The sequence below is a fragment of the Anaerococcus sp. HMSC075B03 genome (assembly GCF_001815585.1).
GTDB lineage: Bacteria > Bacillota > Clostridia > Tissierellales > Peptoniphilaceae > Anaerococcus > Anaerococcus vaginalis.
The window spans coordinates 123,916-140,618 of sequence record NZ_KV821193.1 but is presented as its reverse complement, the minus strand read 5'-3'; the positions used below and the strand labels follow the sequence as shown (position 1 = coordinate 140,618).

15 protein-coding genes and 1 pseudogene are annotated in these 16,703 nt (G+C 31.0%); 12 read left to right on the top strand and 4 right to left on the bottom strand.

Annotation, left to right across the window (positions count from 1 at the left end):
• The 4 genes and pseudogenes from HMPREF3045_RS09320 to mgtE form a co-directional block, all read left to right on the top strand.
• A pseudogene (locus HMPREF3045_RS09320) lies at nt 1-691 on the top strand (adhesin); the annotation flags it as partial.
• 108 nt (nt 692-799) lie between these two features.
• Nucleotides 800-1,384, top strand: coding sequence for a DJ-1 family glyoxalase III (locus HMPREF3045_RS06090; protein WP_070737937.1), 585 nt, complete (start codon nt 800-802; stop codon nt 1,382-1,384).
• 166 nt (nt 1,385-1,550) lie between these two features.
• A complete protein-coding gene (locus tag HMPREF3045_RS06085; protein ID WP_070737934.1) occupies nt 1,551-2,756 on the top strand; it encodes a S41 family peptidase in 1,206 nt (401 codons plus the stop codon).
• A 4-nt stretch (nt 2,757-2,760) separates the two neighbouring features.
• On the top strand, nt 2,761-4,119 hold the full coding sequence (gene mgtE, locus HMPREF3045_RS06080) for a magnesium transporter (RefSeq protein ID WP_004839297.1): 1,359 nt from the start codon (nt 2,761-2,763) through the stop codon (nt 4,117-4,119).
• A 219-nt stretch (nt 4,120-4,338) separates the two neighbouring features.
• On the opposite strand, the gene HMPREF3045_RS06075 is transcribed toward mgtE, so the two are convergent.
• The 4 genes from HMPREF3045_RS06075 to HMPREF3045_RS06060 all read right to left on the bottom strand — a co-directional run bounded on the left by HMPREF3045_RS06075 (nt 4,339) and on the right by HMPREF3045_RS06060 (nt 9,056).
• A complete protein-coding gene (locus HMPREF3045_RS06075; protein WP_019118496.1) occupies nt 4,339-5,583 on the bottom strand; it encodes a YkvI family membrane protein in 1,245 nt (414 codons plus the stop codon).
• 79 nt (nt 5,584-5,662) lie between these two features.
• Nucleotides 5,663-6,595, bottom strand: coding sequence for a 1-phosphofructokinase family hexose kinase (locus tag HMPREF3045_RS06070; protein WP_019118495.1), 933 nt, complete (start codon nt 6,593-6,595; stop codon nt 5,663-5,665).
• 38 nt (nt 6,596-6,633) lie between these two features.
• Nucleotides 6,634-8,013 carry a UDP-N-acetylmuramoyl-tripeptide--D-alanyl-D-alanine ligase gene (gene murF / locus HMPREF3045_RS06065; RefSeq protein WP_070737931.1) on the bottom strand — a complete coding sequence of 460 codons (1,380 nt, stop codon included), beginning with the start codon at nt 8,011-8,013 and terminating at the stop codon, nt 6,634-6,636.
• Complete coding sequence (locus HMPREF3045_RS06060) at nt 8,010-9,056, bottom strand: D-alanine--D-alanine ligase family protein (RefSeq protein ID WP_070737928.1); 1,047 nt, start codon at nt 9,054-9,056, stop codon at nt 8,010-8,012. Before HMPREF3045_RS06060 ends, murF begins: the two co-directional genes overlap by 4 nt.
• A 178-nt stretch (nt 9,057-9,234) precedes the next feature.
• Between HMPREF3045_RS06060 and pepD the strand changes: the two genes are divergently transcribed.
• The 8 genes from pepD (at nt 9,235) to HMPREF3045_RS06020 (ending at nt 16,695) form a co-directional block, all read left to right on the top strand.
• Nucleotides 9,235-10,653, top strand: a complete 1,419-nt coding sequence (gene pepD / locus HMPREF3045_RS06055) for a beta-Ala-His dipeptidase (RefSeq protein ID WP_070737925.1) — start codon at nt 9,235-9,237, stop codon at nt 10,651-10,653.
• Between the two features lie 480 nt (nt 10,654-11,133).
• Entirely contained in the window at nt 11,134-11,400 is a 267-nt protein-coding gene (locus HMPREF3045_RS06050; RefSeq protein WP_070640768.1) for an HPr family phosphocarrier protein, read from the top strand.
• 249 nt (nt 11,401-11,649) lie between these two features.
• Nucleotides 11,650-12,381, top strand: a complete 732-nt coding sequence (gene sufC, locus HMPREF3045_RS06045) for a Fe-S cluster assembly ATPase SufC (RefSeq protein ID WP_070640766.1) — start codon at nt 11,650-11,652, stop codon at nt 12,379-12,381.
• Complete coding sequence (gene sufB, locus HMPREF3045_RS06040; protein WP_004839289.1) at nt 12,368-13,798, top strand: Fe-S cluster assembly protein SufB; 1,431 nt, start codon at nt 12,368-12,370, stop codon at nt 13,796-13,798. The genes sufC and sufB overlap by 14 nt, the downstream gene beginning before the upstream one ends.
• Nucleotides 13,798-14,844, top strand: coding sequence for a SufD family Fe-S cluster assembly protein (locus tag HMPREF3045_RS06035; RefSeq protein WP_070737922.1), 1,047 nt, complete (start codon nt 13,798-13,800; stop codon nt 14,842-14,844). Before sufB ends, HMPREF3045_RS06035 begins: the two co-directional genes overlap by 1 nt.
• Nucleotides 14,845-16,065, top strand: a complete 1,221-nt coding sequence (locus HMPREF3045_RS06030; protein WP_070737919.1) for an aminotransferase class V-fold PLP-dependent enzyme — start codon at nt 14,845-14,847, stop codon at nt 16,063-16,065.
• Nucleotides 16,065-16,499: a Fe-S cluster assembly sulfur transfer protein SufU gene (gene sufU, locus HMPREF3045_RS06025; RefSeq protein WP_019118487.1), complete on the top strand. Its 435-nt coding sequence runs from the start codon at nt 16,065-16,067 to the stop codon at nt 16,497-16,499. The genes HMPREF3045_RS06030 and sufU overlap by 1 nt, the downstream gene beginning before the upstream one ends.
• Complete coding sequence (locus HMPREF3045_RS06020; protein ID WP_070737916.1) at nt 16,489-16,695, top strand: hypothetical protein; 207 nt, start codon at nt 16,489-16,491, stop codon at nt 16,693-16,695. Before sufU ends, HMPREF3045_RS06020 begins: the two co-directional genes overlap by 11 nt.
• Nucleotides 16,696-16,703: the final 8 nt, after the last annotated feature.

The window sequence follows — 16,703 nt, the reverse complement described above, 5'->3', positions numbered from 1 at the left end:
AACTTATCCAGATGGATCAATCAATACTTTGACTCCTGAGCAAACTGTAACAGAAAAAGCAAAAACAGATGCTGAAAAGAACCCAGCTAAAGATCCAGTTAAGACAGAAGTAGAAAACAAAGATAAATTAACTGAAGAAGAAAAAGCAAAAGTAGTAGAAGAAGTTAAGAAAGCAAACCCAGAAGCAAAAGACGTAACAGTTGATGACAAGGGAAATGCGACATTAACATATCCAGACGGATCAACAAATACACTACCAGCTGAAAAGACAGTAACTGATAAAAAAGCAACAAATCCTGATAAAACAATAGCAGACAAGACTAACCCAACTGTTCCTTCAAAAACTGAAGTTAAGGATAAGAACAACTTAACTGATGAAGAAAAAGATAAGGTTAAAAAAGCAATCGAAGACGCTAATAAAGATAAATTCCCACAAGGAACAAAAGTTGAGATTGGAAAAGATGGAACTGCTACTATAACTTATCCAGATGGTTCAGTTGACATCATTAAAGGAAATGATTTAGTAATTCAAAAAGCAAATGCTGGTGCTAGTGGAAGCATAAATAGAGTTAATAGCTCTAATACAGGCAAAAATGTTAAAACAGGTGTAGGTTCTTCTGCAACTATTTTAGCAACATTGGCAACAGCCGTAAGCGGATTATTCGCTTCTAAAAAAAGAAAAAATGATTAAAATTAATTTTTTCGAAAATAAAAAATAATTTTTAATGAAGACCTTCGGGTCTTCATTTTTTTTATTGGGATTTTTGGGTGTGGGTATAATAGACTTATGGAGGAAATTATGGATAGATTTTTAGTTTTTTTAGCGGATGGTTTTGAGGAAATTGAGGCTTTGACTTTGGTTGATTATTTTAGAAGGGCTGATATTTTTGTTGATATGGTTTCTGTTGGCAATGATTTGTTTGTTGTTGGCTCTCACGATATTATTGTCAAGGCGGATAGGCTTATTGATGATATTGATTTGGATTTTTATGATGGGATTTATATTCCTGGTGGTAGTTTGGGGGCGAAAAATCTTAGGGACGATAAAAGGGTTATTGATATTGTAAAAAAATTTGATGAGGAGAAAAAAATCATTTGTGCTATTTGTGCAGGGCCTAGTGTTCTTGATAGGGCAGGTATTGTTAGTGATAGGAATCTTGTTTGTCATCCTAGTGTGGAAAAAAGCCTTTTGAATGTTGGAAAAATTAAAAGTGATGAGCTTATTGTTGTGGATGGAAATATTTTTACGTCAAGGGGCGCTGGTGCTAGTGTTTTTTTGGCTTTGAAATTGATTGAAATGATTAAGGGGATTGGTGTAAAAAATAGTGTAAAGTCTGGTATTCAGGAAGATTTTGTTGAGAAATATTTTGGTTTTAATTTTTGATGTTAATTTTGAATAAATCAATTTTTGTTTTTATTGATTTATTCTTTTTTTGCCTTTTTCTTTTATTTAAAAAAAGGTCTATATATGTTAAAATATAAGAATACTGATAGGTATTTAATTTCAATAAAAATCATATTTTGGTTTTTAAATTTTAATTGGAGGTATTATGAAAAAGATTGGTAAGGTTTTATTGGCCTTTTTATTGATTATAGGGACTGGCTTTACGGGTTTTACTCTCGGAAAGAATTCTTCTAATGATAATCGTATGATTTCTGAACAAAATCAAAAGCACATGGCTTCTATGGAAGCTATGAAGGAATTGATTGATGAGAATTTCCTTTTTGATTATGAGGATAAGCAATTGTATGATGGTTCTTTGAAGGGTATGTTTGAAAATTTGGGCGATCCTTATACTGCTTATTATACAAAGGAAGAATTTGACAAGCTTATGGAAGATGTTAATGGAAAGTATGCGGGCATTGGTGTAGCTGTTCAAGCTAGTGATGAGGGATATATCAAGGCGATTTCTGTTTTTGATGAATCTCCTGCAAAAAAGGCTGGCATCAATGTTGGCGATTATATTACCAAGGTTGATGGTGTTTCTTATTCTTCTGACCAATTGGAAGAGGCTGTGTCAAAAATTAGGGGAAATGTTGGAGAAAAGGTAAAGATTACTGTCCTTAGAAAAAATGCTGAGGGCAAGGCTGAGGAAAAAGATATTGATGTTGAAAGAGCCGATGTGAAGGTTGATACTGTTGAAAGCAAAGTTGTTGAAAAAGATGACAAAAAAATCGGCTATATTAAAATTAAACAATTTGAGGATGTTACTAAGGAAGAATTTGGCAAGGAGCTAAAGGCTTTGAAGGATGCTAAGGTTGATGGTATTGTTATGGATCTTAGAAATAATCCTGGCGGTGGGCTTGATGTGTGTCTTGCTATCTGTGATACTTTTTTGGATGAGGGTGTAATTGTTTCAACTGTTGACAAAAAAGGCAAAGAAATTGTTGAAAAAAGCGACAAGGAAATGGACAAAACTCCTATGACTGTTCTTATAAATGAAAATTCTGCTTCTGCGTCTGAAATTTTGGCTGGAGCTTTTAAGGATAGAAAAAGAGCAAAAATTGTTGGGAAAACTTCTTTTGGTAAGGGCATTGTTCAAAAACTTTTCCCTCTTGATGATGGGTCTGGCGTAAAAATTACTATTAGCGAATATTTCACACCAAACAAAACTAAAATTCACAAAATTGGTGTAAAACCTGATGTAGAAGTTGAAGATAAAAGTGAAAATGGAGCTTTGGATATAGAAAATCTTGACAAGGATACTCAATTTAATAAGGCTTTGGATACATTATTAGAAGAAATTAAGGGGTGATATTATGAACAGCTATAACAGCGAGCAAAGGATTGAAGAACTAAATAATCTTTTAGAAAAAAAAGATATTCCGGCTTTAAAGGATTCTTTGAGAAGAACTAACCCCGTAGATATAGAAGAATTTATGTCTGAGCTTGACAATGAAGAAAGTTTGATTGTTTATAGGCTTTTGAGAAAAGATGATGCTGCTGAGGTGTTTGCTGAATTGAAACAAGATGGCAAGCACAGACTTTTGACTTCTATTACAGATCCTGAGCTTGATGCTATTGTGAAAGCTTTAAATTTCGACGATGTAATTGATACGCTTGAGGAAATGCCTGCAACTGTTGTAAAAAGAATTTTGAGAAATTCTGATTCTGAAATGAGAAAAAGAGTAAATCAATTTTTACAATTTCCAGAAGATTCTGCTGGAAGTTTGATGACAACAGAATTTGTAGAAGTAAATCCAGAAATGACCTGCCAAGAAGTTTTGGACAGGATAAAAAAAGTAGGTTCAACAAAAGAAACTATTTACACTTGCTATGTAACAAATACTACAAAATCTTTATTGGGATATGTTTCACTAAGGTTGATTGTAACAAGCTCATTAGATACAAAAGTTAAAGATTTGATGTATGAAGATGTAATAAGCGTGGAAGCTTACGAAGATCAAGAAGATGTAGCAAAAACTTTTAGAAGATATGGTTTTACAGCTTTGCCAGTTGTTGATAGCGAAAGAAGGCTTATTGGAATAATTACAGTTGATGATATTATGGATATAATGGAACTTGAAACAACTGAGGATTTCCAAAGAATGGCTGGTACAACACCGGATGAAGAAGAATATTCAAGCACATCAGCCTTAAAACTTGCAAAAAACAGATTGCCTTGGCTAATGTTTTTGATGGTTTCGGCATCATTTACATCAACAATTTTAAAATCAAGTCAAAGGGTAATAGAATCAATAATTGCCCTAAATATGTTTATACCAATGCTAACAGACTCCGGCGGAAACGCAGGAAGCCAATCATCAACTCTTGTAATACGTGGAATGGCAACAGGAGATGTAGAGCTTGAAGATTGGTATAAAGTAGTATTTAAAGAATTTGAAGTTGGAGTTATAGTAGGAGTTATAATGTCATTTTTAGCATTTTTAAAATGCCTATTATTTGACGGAGTAGCTATGGAAGTTGCAGCCATAGTAGGAATAACAATTTTTGTAATAATAATTATAGCAAAAGTTGTAGGAGCCCTACTTCCAATGGGAGCAAAAAAATTAGGCTTTGACCCAGCAATAATGGCAAGTCCACTAATAACGACAATAGTAGATTCAATAGGATTAATATGCTATTTCCAAATTGCAAAATTAATCATGGGAATATAAAAATAAGCTTACTTTGATTAGTAAGCTTTTTTATTTTTGAAAATTGGTGTAAGAAATTTAAAAAATAAAATAATTCTTTAGTAATAAAATTAAATTAAGAAATTACCCATGCCGACTAAACGAAACGAAGTGGAGTGCATGGAGGGATCTCTTTTTAAAATATGGCAAAATAAATAGACTGGAAAAGGAAATTTATGCCCTTATCCAGTCTAAATTTTATTATTCTTCGCTATTTTCTTCTTCTAATTCTTCTTTCACTTCTTCGTGAACGGCTTGTTTTATTTCTTTGTTGTCAATTATGGAATTTTCTGCTAATCTCTCTAGTTTTTCTTTTTCCATTTTTCCAAATTCTTCGTCGTCATCTAGTTTTCTTTTTGTAAGAACAGATATTGCAAATCTTCTTCTCATTTCGTGTTTGATTTCTTCTCTTTCGTTAAACCAGGCAACTACTAGGATAATTGTAAGTATCATTCCTAAATATCCAAGTATTGGATAGAGGATTGACATTAATTTTTTAAATCCTAAAAATGAAAGCCCAAAGCCCATTAGGGTAAATATTATTAAATTTCTTCTAAATTTATTTTCTGTATCGGAAAATCTTCTTGCTGCTGAATAAAATAGGGAAATGGCTGTGTTAAAAATCATTCCAAAAATAATTAAAGACATCATAAGTCCCAAAACAGGGTGGATATTTTCTAAAACAATTTGCATTGGTATGTCAGAATCTTTTATCATTGGTAGGGTAAAAAATAGGGTAAGGCCTACTAGTGCTGTAAGGATTGCTACCATCAATCCTCCAAGCATTCCTCCAAGTCCTGCTTCGGCTGAATCGGTTTTGCTTCCTCCTAGGACAAATGCCATGGAGATTCCGCTAATCATGCACAAGCCAAAATAATTTAGTGTGGATAAGCCTATGTTTGGAAGTGGGGATTTTACACTTTGTCCAATTTGATTTAGACTTTGCCAATCTGGTTTTATGGTTATAAAAGTATAAATTGCTCCAAGGATAGCAAAAATAATTATTAGTGGTGTAAAGGCACCGATTACTTTTGTTACTTTATCGAAATCTAACATTCCAATAAAAATTACTAGTAGGGTACAAATTAGTGAGCCAACCCATGGTTTAAATCCAAATTGTTGGTTTAAATTTGAGCCTGCACCTGCTATCATTACGAAACCCATCAAAAAGCAATTAATTATTAGGGCAAAATCCATAAATTTTGTCAAATATTTGCTTGAAACTTCTTCGATGACATCGATATGACTTTCTGCTAAATAGTGAGAGCCAAGTTGAAGAATTATTCCTCCAACTAAAACGTGCAAAATTCCTATGGCTATAAGTCCAAATAGCCCTGATATTCCAAAGGAAATAAAATATTGCATTAGCTCTTGACCGCTTGCAAGTCCTGCTCCGGTTAATACGCCTACATAAGCTAGCATTATACTTATAGTTTTTTTATTCATTATTTCTCCTTTTTGTTTGTTCTCCTTTAATAAAAAATTTTTTTATAATAAAAGTGTTGGTTTATGCCAACACTTTTGTTTAAGAAAATTGGTTTATTACTACTTTTGGTATTATTTTTTCGATTTCTTCTCTTGTTGGTAGGTCTAGGACTTCTGCTGTTGCTGTTGCTGCTGCTACGGCAACTTTGTATGCTTCAAGATAATCGCTTGATCTTACCAAAGTTCCTATAAATCCTCCTATCATTGAATCACGACAGGCTACAGAATTTACTACTTCATTTATGTGAATTTCTTCGGATATATATGAATGTCCATTTTGGCTAAAAAACATTGAGCCTTTTTTGCCGTATGAAACTATGGCGTTTTGTGCTCCCATTTCTATAATTTTTTTGCCGTATTTGTCCATATCTTCTATTGTTTCAATTTTTGTTCCAAAAATTTCCATCAAATCTTCTATGTTTGGTTTTACTAGAATTGGTCCTTCTTTTATAACGTCTGGCAAATATTCTGCTGGTATGTCTGCTATAAATTGCGCTTTGTTTGCTTTTGCTATTGAAACCATTCTAGAATAAATATCTTTGTCAGATTTTTCTTCCATTGGTGGGACTGATCCTCCCATAACAATTGTATCGCCTTCGCCAACTCTTGATAAATAATACAAAAGTTCATCTACTTCGTAGTGGCTTATGTTTGGACCTTTTGAATTTATTGTTGTTTCCTCGTTATCTAGTAATAATTTTATATTTGTTCTATTTTCTTCTTCGATATTGACAAAATCTGTCATGATATTTTCTTTATCAAGCCAGTCTTCTATAAATCTTCCTTGATGACCACCTGTAAATCCAGTTGCAATTGTAGGGATTTTTAATTGTGATAAAACTCTAGAAACATTAAGAGCCTTGCCTCCTGGAAGGGTAAATTCATCAGACACATGGTTTTTATCGCCAATATTCAGGTTTTTTACTTCTAAAATTACATCCACAGATGGATTTAGGGTAACTGTATATATCATAATTCCTCCAAATAATTAATCTTTTCTATTTTTATTTTTTATACTCTTAAATCATAAATTGCTTCTATGACTTCTTCCATGTGAAGTCCTCTAGAACCTTTTACAAAAACTAAAGTTGATTTTGTTATTAAAAATTTCAACTTATCTATTAGGTCATTTTTATTTTCAAAATAAAAACTTCTGTTTTCTGGGAAATTTTCAAGACTTGCCTTGTACATTTCTTTGCAAAGTGGACCATAGAATAGGCAATAATTTATTTTTTTTGGATCTATATCAAGTCCTGATTTGTAATGAAGATTTTTTTCTCCATCGCCAAGCTCAAGCATATCTCCCAAAACTACAATTTTATTTAAATATCCATCCAAAAATCCTGCAAGCTCAAGTCCTTGTTTTAAAGATTGGGGATTTGATTTGTAGGCATCGTCAAGAATGTCAAAGCCATTTCTTTCTATTAATTCATTTCTGTTTGCATTATTTGATACCTTGGCTAGACCATTATCAATTTCTTCATAAGAAAGATTAAATAATTTTCCAATAAGAACTGCCAAAGCCCCGTTATAAACTTGATGAGTGCCTAGCAAAGGAACTAAATAATCTTCGTTTTCGTATGAAAATTTTGTGTAAGTGCTTGAAAATTCTTTTGGACATACTTTAAAATCCACTCCATCTTCCTCGCCAAAACTTATTGTTTTTTGTTTTATTGTGTAGGAAGGAAGAACTTTTTTTAATATTTCATCATCGCCATTATAGATAAAAATTCCATCAGCTTTTAGGCCTTCAAGAATTTCAAGTTTTGCTTTGGCAATTCCTTCTCTTGATTTTAATTTTAAAAGATGAGCATCGCCAATATTTGTAATCATTGCCATATCTGGTTTTGCGATATTTGAAAGGAGAGAAATTTCTCCAAAATCTTCTGTGCCCATTTCGACTACGCCGATTTGTGTTTTGTCTGAAAAATCCAAAAGAGTCAAAGGAACTCCAATTTCATTATTCAAATTTCCTTGAGTTTTTTCTACCTTATATTTTTCTGATAAAACCGAATGAATCAAATTTTTGCTGGTTGTCTTGCCATTTGAACCTGTGATTGCAATTATTTTTATATCAAGTTCTTGTCTGTATGCTCTTGCCAAATCTTGCAAGGCTTTTTTTGTATCAGAAACTTTTACAAAGGGAATTGAAATTGACTTTGGAATTTTGTAATTTTCGTCAATCAAAAAGGCAACAGCTCCGGAGTTCTCACATTCTTCTATAAAAATTCTTCCATCAAATTTTTCTCCAACTATTGGTATATAGAGATTATCTTTTTTGATTGTTCTAGAATCAATTGAAATTCCTTTGATTTTTGTTTTAGAATACTTTGGGTTTGAAATTTCTCCACCAAGCATTTGTGCAATTTCTTCTAAAGTTCTTTCAATCATTTAAATCTCCTTTTTTGAAAACTTTTAAAACCTTCTTCAATTAGCATATCAAGAATTTGTGAAAATTCTAGGTCAAAACTAATTTTGCAAAGTCTTGCAAAAAATGAAGTTGGGGTAAAGCCAGGAAAGGTGTTTATTTCGTTGATGTAAAATTCATTATCTTTTAAAAATATATCAACTCTTGCAAATCCTTGGCAGCCACAAGCTTTGTAGCATTTTTTTGCAAATTCTAATAAATCTTTTTCAAGCTTTTCATCCATTGGATAAGGAAGCATTTCTTTTGTAGATTTATCAAAATATTTTGCATCATAGTCAAGGAAAATATGGTCAGTTACATAAGCTCCAGGTTTTGATGCAATTAATTTATTATCGCCGATTATGGCAATTTCTACTTCTTGACCAATTATTGCCTCTTCAACTAAGATTTTTTCATCATATTTTAAAGATTCTTTTCCAAATTTTAAAAGGTCGTCTATGTTTTCAGCCTTGTTTACTCCAACTGATGAACCATTTGCTGATGGTTTTACAATCATTGGAAACTTAATATATTCTTCGCATTTTTTTGCAAAATCAAGGTCAAAAGATTCTTCGTTAGCATAAAGGTATCTTGCTTGTTTTAATTTATTTTTTTCGAAAATGTCATTTGCAGTAACCTTGTCCATACAAACAGAAGATGACAAAAGTCCATTTCCAATATAAGCTGTGTCAATTGCATCCAAAAATCCTTGGATAGTTCCATCTTCTCCATAAGTTCCATGAACACAAGGAATTATAATTGTATTTTCTTTATCCTTATCTTTTAATTCTAAAAGAAAATCAGAAATTGATTCTAAAATATTTTCTTTGCATTCTTTTACAAGTTCAAATTCATCGTCTGTATTTATAAAATCGAAAACTTTTGAAAATCTACCTTTTTTATCAATATAAACAATTTTTAAATTGTATTTGTTTTTGTCTAAATTTTTTGAAATATTAAGGGCACTTCTAAGAGCTATTTCATGCTCACTTGAAGGTCCACCGCATAATAAATAAGTATTAATCATATATCTCCCCACTCTAATTTTATATAAAAATTTTACTACATATTGGAAATTAGAGCAAATAAAAGAAGATTTTATTGAAAAATAAATTAATATTTATTATTTTCTTTTGAAAATTTTCGTGTTTTTATTTCTACAAATAAAAGTATAATATTTAAAAAAATAAAAATAGGGGGGGAATATGGATTATAAAGATTTACAACCAAAAGAAGTTTTTCATTGGTTTAAAGAAATTTCAAATATACCAAGAGAAAGCGGAAATGAAAAAGAAATTTCAAATTTTTTGGTAGATTTTGCAAAAAAAAGAAATTTAGAATATTGGCAAGATGATTTTTTTAATGTATATATAAAGAAAGAAGCAAGCAAGGGCTTTGAAAATTATCCAGAAGTTTTACTTCAAGGACACATGGATATGGTTTGTGTAAAAGAAAATGGTTCAGACCACGATTTTTCTAAAGATCCAATTGAGCTTGTAATAGATGGAGAATGGCTTAGAGCAAACAAGACTACTCTTGGAGCAGATGATGGAATAGCAGTAGCTTACGCTCTTGCAATTTTGGATGATGAAAAAATTTCACACGGTCCAATTTCTGTTTTGATAACAACAGGCGAAGAAACATCTATGGTTGGAGTTAATAATTTAGATACAAAAAAATTAAATGATCCAAAATATTTATTAAATATCGACAGCGAAGAAGAAGGAATTCTTACAATTGGATGTGCTGGTGGAATGGATATAAAATATTCTTTTGAAAAAGAATACGAAAAATCAGACGGAGAATTTATTTCAATTGAGCTTAAAAATTTCCAAGGTGGACATTCTGGTATGGAAATTGATAAGTACAAATTAAACGCAATCAAGGGACTTGTTAGAATAATTGATGGATTAGATTCATATAGGATTGGAAAAATTTCAGGTGGAGTAAAAAGAAATGCAATTCCATCAGAAGCATTTGCGATAGTAGAAGTAGATGATGCAAAAAAAGCAATAAAAAATCTAGAAATAATAAAAGATGAAATTATCCACGAATACAAAAATTCAGATCCAAAAGGCGAAATAAATATAAAAGAATCTAAATTTGATGGAGAAGTTTTAACAAGAGATTTGTCAGAAAAAATTGTAAATGCAACAATGGTTGTTGCAGACGGTCCTGTAAAAAAATATGCTGGAAATTTAGTTACAAGTTCAAATCTTGGTTTAATTGAAGAAGATGATAAAAAAATAAGTTTTGTAATTCTTGCAAGAAGCGAAGTAACATCAGCAAAAAGATTTAGACGAGATGTTATAAAAAAACAAGTAGAAATGTTTGGAGCAAAAGTAGAAACATCAAATGAATATCCAGGCTGGGAAAGAGAGGACAGCGAACTTTTGGAAATAATGAAAAATGTTTGGGAAAAATTAAATGGAGAAAAACCAGAAGTTTTAACAACCCACGGTGGGCTTGAGTGTGGTTTGTTAAAGCAAGATATGAACCAAACCCAAATGGTATCATTCGGCCCAGAAATAGAAGGCGCCCACAGCCCAGAAGAAAGAGTAAATATAAAATCAACAGAAAATAATTATAAATTCTTAATAGAGCTTTTAAAAGAATTAAAATAAAAAGAGATTTGTAGCTTTTCATAGGGTAGACAAAGTCAGTTTAGTAATTCATTATTAATTTAAAAATAAAATTACTCTACACGCCATCTCGACCGACTGGAAGGAGTGGAGAGATCTCATGAGATTTCTCCACTAGTTGCATAAGATTAATAGGGATAAACAATCGAAATAAACGATTGTTTATCTGGTCGAATGGGAAAAGTTTCTATTTTGTCAACAGTCAGAGAGGTTTGCACCTCTTTTTTTATTTTGCTAAGTAAGATAATTAAAATCCTTGTTAAAAAATTTTTTCGTGCTATAATATTTACAGAAAAGGAAATCATTTTCTAAAAATTTAATATTTTTTTAACTATTATTTTCAAAAATACAAGTATTGTATTATGATAGGAAAACGTGTATAATAGATTTAAGATTTAAGGATTATAGTTAAAAAAAATAATAGTTATAGAATTTTATTTATCAACAATTAATGGAGGTAATATGTACGAGGAAAAAGTTACGCTTGTAAATGAAATCGGTTTACACGCAAGGCCTGCTTCTATATTTATTAGAGAAGCTGTCAAGCATGCGTGCGATATAAATGTAGAAAAAGATGGAAGAGTTTATAATGCAAAATCAATTATGTCAGTTTTGTCTATGAGTGCCGGAAAAGGCGAAGAAATTATAATAAAGGCTCAAGGCGATGACGAAGAAGAAGCTGTAAAAAGTTTAGTTGATTTGGTAGAAAATAAATTATCTAATTATTAGCAACTTAAATTTACTTAAAAATAAAAATCAATACTTATTTAGAGAACACTTTTGATAGAAAAAGTGTTTTTTATTTGAGAAAATTTTTAAAATTAATTATTTTGTAAGGATAAAAAAATTTAAAAATTATTTTTTAAAATTTCATATAAAAATGTTAGGATTTCAAGTTTTGACAATCCGTACTAAAGCAGTATACTTTAAATGTATATAAATTTATTTTCTCAAAAGTTAGGAAAAAAGAGGTAAGAAATGAAAGAATTATTAAAAGTTGAAAATTTACATGTTTCAGTTGGAGATACTGAAATATTAAAAGGAATAAATTTAAAAGTTAATGCTGGAGAAGTTCATGTAATAATGGGATCAAATGGTTCAGGAAAATCTACATTCATGAACGCTGTAATGGCAAATCCAGTTTACGATGTAACAGAAGGAAAAATATTTTTTGAAGGAGAAGATATAACAGATTTAACAACTGACAAAAGAGCAAAGGCAGGAATTTTTATGTCTTTCCAATCTCCTGATGCGATTAATGGTGTAAAACTTAGAGATTTTCTAAAGCAAGCAAAAGAAGAAGTTACAGGAAAAAAACCTTCAATTTTAGGATTTAATAAAGAACTAAAAAAAGAAATGGACGATTTAAAATTATCTGAAGAATATGCAAACAGATATGTAAATGTAGGATTTTCTGGTGGAGAAAGAAAAAAATCTGAAATTTTGCAATTAAAAATTTTAAATCCAAAACTTGCTATGCTTGACGAAACTGATTCAGGACTTGATGTTGATGCGGTAAGAATTGTAAGCGAAGGAATAAAAAATTATTTAAACGAAGATAATGCTGTAATAGTTGTAACTCACCACAATGAATTATTAGAAAACATTGATGTTGATTATGTTCACGTTTTAAAAGATGGAGTAATCAAAGAAACATCTGATGCAAGCCTAATGGAAAAAATTGAAAAAGAAGGATATGAGTGGGTTTAATATGACAGAAAAAAAATTTGATGAATCATCCTTTAAGGATATTGATAGGGGTATTTATGATGTCATTGACAAATTTGAATACTCAGATATTTCCGACAAGGGTTTGAATAAAAAAATAGTTGAAGAATTATCAAAAAAGAAAAATGAACCAGAATGGATGCTAAAAAGAAGACTTCAATCTCTTTTGATTTTTGAAAAAACAGAAAATCCATCATGGGGACCAGATCTTTCTGAATTAAATATGGCAGATATAACAACTTATGTTAAGCCAAAAACTGACAAAAAAAGTAATTGGGATGCTTTGCCAGAAGAGATAAAAGATACTTTTGATAGGCTTGGAATTCCTCAAGCTGAGCAAGAATCTCTTGCAGGAGTTGGAGCTCAATATGACAGCGAGGAAGTTTATCATTCAATTCAAAAACATTTGTCAGATCAAGGAGTAATTTTTACAGATTTTGATACAGCTTTGAGAGAACATGAAGAAATTGTTCATAAATATTTTCAAAGAGCAATTCCTCCAACACTTCACAAATATGCAGCCCTTCACGGTGCAGTTTGGTCTGGTGGTTCTTTAATTTATGTTCCAAAGGGAGTAAATGTAGATATTCCTCTCCAATCTTATTATAGATTGAATGCTCCAGGAGCTGGGCAATTTGAACACACAATGATTATTGCAGAAGAAGGAGCAAAAGTTCATTTTATAGAAGGATGTTCTGCACCAAGATATAATGTTGTAAATCTTCACGCAGGAAGCGTAGAAATTTTTGTTCACAAAGATGCTGAAGTAAGATTTTCTACAATAGAAAACTGGTCAAGAAATATGTACAACCTTAATACAAAAAGAGCGATCGTTGAAGAAAATGGTCAAGTTGAATGGATTTCTGGATCTTTTGGTTCAAAAGTTTCAATGCTTTATCCAACCACAATTTTAAATGGCGAAGGAGCAAGAGCAGAATATACAGGAATAACCTATGCATCAAACGGTCAATATATTGATAATGGCTGTTCAATGATTCATAACGCGCCAAACACTTACTCAACTGCTCTTACAAAATCCATTACTCAAGGAAATGGAAAATCTATGACAAGATCTTATGTAAAAATTGGCAAAAATGCTAAGGGATCAAAGTCAACTGTTGATTGTGAAAACTTGATGTTATCACGTGAGTCAAAATCAGATACAATACCAACTCTTGATATTAGAAATGATGAAGTTGATTGCGGTCACGAGGCGAAAATTGGTTCCCTTGACCAAAAACAAATTTTTTATCTAATGAGTAGGGGAATTCCAGAAAACGAAGCAAAATCTATGATAGTAAGAGGATTTGCAGAGCCGGTTGCAAAAGAATTGCCTTTGGAATATGCAGTTGAGATGAATAATTTGATTGATATGGAATTGGAAGGAGCAAATGGCTGATGGAAAAAGTAAATGTAATGAGAGAGCCTACTTGGTCATACACCAAGCTAAATTATAGCAAAAAAGCTCCAAGCTTAAATGAAAAAAAAGCTTATAAAAATTTTAAAAGTTCAAATGAAAAAAACAAATCTTTAGATGAAATTTTTAGTGAAAAAAATTACGGACTTTCAAAAGATTTTTTGATAGAAAATAAAAATTTTAATAATTTAGATATTTATAGGGATATTGATGGAGAAAAAGATTTAGAATTTATAAATTTAAATCTTGACGAAAATTCAAATCAATTGGTTAATAAAATTGATATAAATGCAAAAAAAGGATCAAAATCTTCATTTTTAATTAATTTTTCTCAAACAAAAGGAGAATCTTCTTACCTAAATTCTTTGATAAGAGTAAATCTTGAAGAAGATTCTTTTGTAAAATTGGTTGTTGTAGTAGATTTATTAAAAAATTCTCTTAATCTACAACAAATTTCATCAATTATAGGCGACAGGGCAAATTTTGATATTTCTTATATTGAACTTGGCTCAGATAAGTCTTATGTAAATATTAAAAATTTCCTTGATGGAGAAGAATCAAATCTTGAAGAAAATGGAGTTTATTTCAAACAAAACGAAGATTTTCTAGACATCGGAGCTTTTAACGATCACAAGGCAAAAATAACAAAATCAAATTGTATGTTTAATGGTGCCCTTAAAGGAAAAGCCGAAAAAAGATGGAAGGGTGTTGTTGACCTTAAAAGAGGTTGCGAACACGCTGATGGAAAAATTGGAGATTATGCAGTAATGTTAAGTCCAGATGCAATAAACAGGTCTGCTCCCGTTTTATTAAATGAAGAAAAAGATGTAGCAGGAGAACACGCTGCAAGCGTTGGAAGATTTGATAAGGCGATGTTATTTTATATAATGAGCAGAGGATTTTCTAAAAGAAAAGCAGAAAGCTTGATGCTTGAAGCAAATTTTGCTCCAACAATTGATAAAATTGACCACGAAGAATTGAGAGAAAAAGTAAGATACAAAGTTCACACAATGAATACGAGGGATTAGATGGATATAGAAAAAATAAGAAAAGAATTTCCATTTTTGGACGAAAAAAATACTGGGAAAAAAGTTATTTATCTAGATTCTGCGGCAACTAGCCAAAATCCGATTTCAGTTATAAATGCTCAAGCTGATTATTATAAATATTCAAATGCAAATCCTCACAGAGGTGCTCACTTTTTATCATGGAAGGCGACAGAGGCTTTTGAAAATACCAGAGAAAAAGTTAAAGATTTCATAAATGCTGAAAGAAGCGAAGAAATAATTTATACAAGAAATGCAACAGAATCTTTAAATCTTATTGCCTATTCTTACGCTTGTGAAAATTTAAAAAAAGGCGATGAAATTATAATTTCAATTTTAGAACACCACGCAAATTTAGTTCCTTGGCAAAGAGTTTGCAAGGAAACTGGGGCGATTTTAAAATATGTTTATTTAAATGATGATTATTCTCTAAATTATGACGAATTAAAGGAAAAAATCACGGAAAAAACAAAAATTGTTTCAATCACAGCCTCATCAAATGTGACAGGAGAGATGACTGATCAAAAATTAATTACAAAACTTGCTCATGAAGTTGGAGCAATTTCAATAGTAGATGCTTGCCAACTTGCTCCTCACAAAAAAATTGATGTAAAAGATTTGAATTGCGATTTTCTTGCTTTTTCAGGACATAAAATGTATGGACCAATGGGAATCGGAATTTTGTATGGAAAATATGATTTGCTTGAAAAATTAAAACCATATAATCTTGGTGGCGATATGATTGAATATGTTTATGAACAAGAATCTACTTTTGCAAAACCTGCCCAAAAATTTGAAGCAGGAACTCAAGATGTAGGTGGAGTTGTAGGTCTTTCTGCAGCCATTGATTTTATGAATGAAATTGGTGTAGAAAATATTTATGAACACGAAAATAAACTTGCAAGATATGCCTATGATTTGATTAAAGACATTGATAATATAAAAGTATTTTTCCCAGAAAAAAGAAATACAGGATCAGTTGTAGCTTTTACTTTTGATGATATTCATCCACACGATGTTGCAACAATTTTGGATATGAAAGGAATTGCTGTAAGAAGCGGCCACCATTGTGCAATGCCACTTCATACTTACCTTGATGTATCTTCAACTTGCAGAGTATCATTTGCCATATATAATACTAAAGAAGAAGTAGAATATTTTGCAAAAGAGCTTAAAAATGTAAGAAAGGTGATGGGACTTTAATGGACTTAAACGATGTTTATACTCAAGTAATTCTTGAAAATTCTAGAAATCAAAAAAATAAAAGAAATTTAGAAAATCCAGATATAAAAGAGCCAGGCCACAATCCTTCATGTGGAGATGAAATTGTTTTGGAATTAAAACATGATGGAAATGTAATAACAGAGGCAGCTTTTACAGGACACGGTTGTGCAATAAGCCAAGCTGCAACTTCTGTAATGTGCGATGAAATTGTAGGAAAAACAATTGATGAAGCCAAAGAGATGGCAAAAATTTATATTGGCATGATAAAAAGAGAAGATATAAGTGATGAAGATTTGGAAAAAATTGGAGATGCAGCAGCTTTCCAAAATATTTCAAATATGCCACAAAGAGTAAAATGCGCACTTTTATCTTGGAAAACTTTGGACGAAGTGATAGATAAAGATGTCAAATAATAATTTTTTCAAAGATTATAGGATTTTGGAATTTATAACAAGTGCAATAACTTTTGTGCTTTTAATAATTCTTACCGTAATTCAATATATAAGTGAAAAGAAATATTGGTGGATAATTTTATTAGCAAGCATATTAATGGGCGCAAACGCATACCTAAAATACAAAAAACTTAAAGAAAACAAAAAGCATTCTTAGAAAAAATC

Excerpts from the sequence above, each read along its gene's own strand:
- HMPREF3045_RS06090 (WP_070737937.1), top strand. The coding sequence starts at position 800 with ATGGATAGATTTTTAGTTTTTTTAGCGGATGGTTTTGAGGAAATTGAG.
- HMPREF3045_RS06085 (WP_070737934.1), top strand. The coding sequence starts at position 1,551 with ATGAAAAAGATTGGTAAGGTTTTATTGGCCTTTTTATTGATTATAGGG.
- mgtE (WP_004839297.1), top strand. The coding sequence starts at position 2,761 with ATGAACAGCTATAACAGCGAGCAAAGGATTGAAGAACTAAATAATCTT.
- HMPREF3045_RS06075 (WP_019118496.1), bottom strand. The coding sequence starts at position 5,583 with ATGAATAAAAAAACTATAAGTATAATGCTAGCTTATGTAGGCGTATTA.
- HMPREF3045_RS06070 (WP_019118495.1), bottom strand. The coding sequence starts at position 6,595 with ATGATATATACAGTTACCCTAAATCCATCTGTGGATGTAATTTTAGAA.
- murF (WP_070737931.1), bottom strand. The coding sequence starts at position 8,013 with ATGATTGAAAGAACTTTAGAAGAAATTGCACAAATGCTTGGTGGAGAA.
- HMPREF3045_RS06060 (WP_070737928.1), bottom strand. The coding sequence starts at position 9,056 with ATGATTAATACTTATTTATTATGCGGTGGACCTTCAAGTGAGCATGAA.
- pepD (WP_070737925.1), top strand. The coding sequence starts at position 9,235 with ATGGATTATAAAGATTTACAACCAAAAGAAGTTTTTCATTGGTTTAAA.
- HMPREF3045_RS06050 (WP_070640768.1), top strand. The coding sequence starts at position 11,134 with ATGTACGAGGAAAAAGTTACGCTTGTAAATGAAATCGGTTTACACGCA.
- sufC (WP_070640766.1), top strand. The coding sequence starts at position 11,650 with ATGAAAGAATTATTAAAAGTTGAAAATTTACATGTTTCAGTTGGAGAT.
- sufB (WP_004839289.1), top strand. The coding sequence starts at position 12,368 with ATGAGTGGGTTTAATATGACAGAAAAAAAATTTGATGAATCATCCTTT.
- HMPREF3045_RS06035 (WP_070737922.1), top strand. The coding sequence starts at position 13,798 with ATGGAAAAAGTAAATGTAATGAGAGAGCCTACTTGGTCATACACCAAG.
- HMPREF3045_RS06030 (WP_070737919.1), top strand. The coding sequence starts at position 14,845 with ATGGATATAGAAAAAATAAGAAAAGAATTTCCATTTTTGGACGAAAAA.
- sufU (WP_019118487.1), top strand. The coding sequence starts at position 16,065 with ATGGACTTAAACGATGTTTATACTCAAGTAATTCTTGAAAATTCTAGA.
- HMPREF3045_RS06020 (WP_070737916.1), top strand. The coding sequence starts at position 16,489 with ATGTCAAATAATAATTTTTTCAAAGATTATAGGATTTTGGAATTTATA.